The sequence below is a fragment of the Segeticoccus rhizosphaerae genome, from assembly GCF_009192725.1.
Classification (GTDB): Bacteria; Actinomycetota; Actinomycetes; order Actinomycetales; family Dermatophilaceae; genus Segeticoccus; species Segeticoccus rhizosphaerae.
This window is the reverse complement of the sequence record NZ_VOHR01000458.1, coordinates 1-2,265: the sequence shown is the minus strand read 5'-3', so window position 1 is coordinate 2,265 and position 2,265 is coordinate 1. Positions and strand designations below refer to the sequence as shown.

Annotated in this window: 2 protein-coding genes; one reads left to right on the top strand and one right to left on the bottom strand. The window is 71.6% G+C overall.

Annotated elements, in window-relative coordinates:
- Positions 1–1,502 (top strand): hypothetical protein (locus tag FRW57_RS20580; RefSeq protein ID WP_203230456.1); only part of this gene is annotated, 1,502 nt, incomplete at its 5' end.
- Here the strand turns inward: FRW57_RS20580 and FRW57_RS20575 are convergent.
- A partial coding sequence (locus FRW57_RS20575; protein ID WP_238999518.1) for a GntP family permease occupies positions 1,495–2,265 on the bottom strand: 771 nt, incomplete at its 5' end. The genes FRW57_RS20580 and FRW57_RS20575 overlap by 8 nt on opposite strands.

Sequence of the window (2,265 nt, the reverse complement as noted above, 5' to 3'; positions counted from 1 at the left end):
CGGGGGCCGGCGACGCCGCGATGGCGTCGGCGAACGGCGCGAGCGGTCGGGGCAACGGACAGCGGTTCGGCGGCCTGGCGGCCTTCGTGTCGGCGCTCGCGCTGATGGCGCGGACCGTGTTCGGCCGGGTGCAGGTGGTCGAGCGAGATCTGCGTCGTAGCAGCCTGATCGGCGCGACCGTCGGCAGGGCCGCCGACTGGCTGAGGCATCAGCTGCTGCCCTGGGTCGGGGCCGCCCTGGTGGTCACCGTGTTCGGCCTGCTCTTCCTGCGGTGGGTCGGCGCTGCCAACGCCGCCCCGCTGCTCTCCGACCCGCTGTGGAGCTCGCCACCGGCCATGACCGGCTACGCGCTGCTGCTGCTCCTCGCGATCAAGCTGTTCGTGGACGTCAACGAGACCTCCCTGCACGGGTTCTACCGCGACCGGCTGGCGGCCGCCTACGCGGTCGTGCGGGGCGGCCCGGCAGGAGTCCGCGCCGCCGCCGCGACCCCGTTGTCCAGCCTGAAGGACACGGGCCCCGAGCTGGTGGTCTGCGCGGCGGCCAACTGCACCGAGACCGGCAGCCTGCCCCCGGGCCGCAGGGCCGTGTCGTTCACCTTCACCCCCGCCGACGTCGGTCTGAGCACCGCGGCGTCCTGTGCCTCCGACGCGGTCAGCCGCCACCGGATCGACACGCGGACGTTCGAGCGCAGAGAGCACCACGGCTCGGTCCGCGACCGCGACCTGTTCACGCTCTTCGATGCGGTCGCGGTCAGCGGTGCGGCGGTCTCCCCCGTGATGGGCAAGATGACCCGACTGTCCCACCGGCTGCTGTTCACGCTGGCCAACGTGCGCCTCGGCCTCTGGGTCCGTCCGCCGTGGTGGCTGCACGCTCACGCCGGGGACGCTGCCGACGACCGCGCCAGCGATTCGCTGCCCGGGAGGCTGCGCGACGAGGCCGTGCGCCGGCTCCGGCAGCCGGACCTCACCCGGCTGTTCGCCGAGGCATTCGGTCGCATGCACCTGAACGGTCGCTGGCTCTACGTCACCGACGGCGGACACTACGAGAACCTCGGTCTGGTGGAGGCCCTGCGCCGGCGCCCCGACCTGGTCATCGTGCTCGACGCCTCGGCCGACGGGGCCGGACGCTACGACACCCTCGGTCAGGCGGTGGCCCTGGCGCGCACCGACTGCGGTGTGCAGGTCGACATCGACCCGCGTGCGATCTCCCCGTCGCCGGACGGACTGAGCCAAACCGCAACGGTGCTCGGCACGTTCTGCTATCCGGATGATCCGGGGAACCCCCACCACCTCGTCTACGGCAAGCTCGCCGTCCCGGACGACGCGCCGTGGGACGTGCAGGCCTACCGCCAGGCGCACCCCACGTTCCCGATCGACAGCACCGTGCAGCAACTCTACGACGCCGATGAGTTCGAGGCCTACCGCGCTCTCGGGTCACACGTGACGACCGCGCTCCTGCGGAGTGCCGTCCCGGCCACCTCGACGTCGGGTGGGGCTAGATGATCGTGCCGATGATCAGGACGCAGATCAGCGCGACCACCGAGATCACCGTCTCCATGACCGACCAGGACTTGATGGTCTGCCACACGGTGAGTCCGAAGTACTCCTTCACCAGCCAGAACCCGGCATCGTTGACGTGGCTGAAGAAGAGCGAACCCGCCCCGACGGCGAGCACGAGCAGCGCAAGGTGCGGCTGGTCGAGCGTCTGCCCCAGTGGCTCCACGATGCCCGCGGCTGTGACCGTCGCCACGGTCGCCGAGCCGGTTGCCAGCCGGATCGCTACGGCTACCAGCCACCCGAGCAGCAGCACCGACATGTGGGAGTCCTTGGCGTAGCCCGCGATGACCTCGGACACGCCCGAGTCGGACAGCACCGTCTTGAACCCGCCGCCCGCGGCCACGATCAGCATGATCGAGGCGACACCCGGCAGCCCGGATCCGAGCGACTGGTGGATCTTGGCCCGGGGCATCCCGGACGCCCGGCCCACGGCCAGCATCGCCACCAGCACGCCGGCGAGCAGCGCGACCGACGGCTCACCGATGAAGTCCACGAAGTCCCGGCCGCCTGTGCCCTCGTCAAGGGTGAGGTCCCCGACCGCCTTGACCAGCATCAGCAGGACGGGCAGCGCCACGCTGATGATCGCGCCCCAGAAGCTGGGCCGGCGGGTCGCGCCCGCGGCTACCTGCCCGTCCCCTGCCTCGGTCCCGCCCGGCTCGTCGCCGGAGATGTCGGCGGTGGCGCTCGAGTCGGCGTCCGGCTGCTGGTC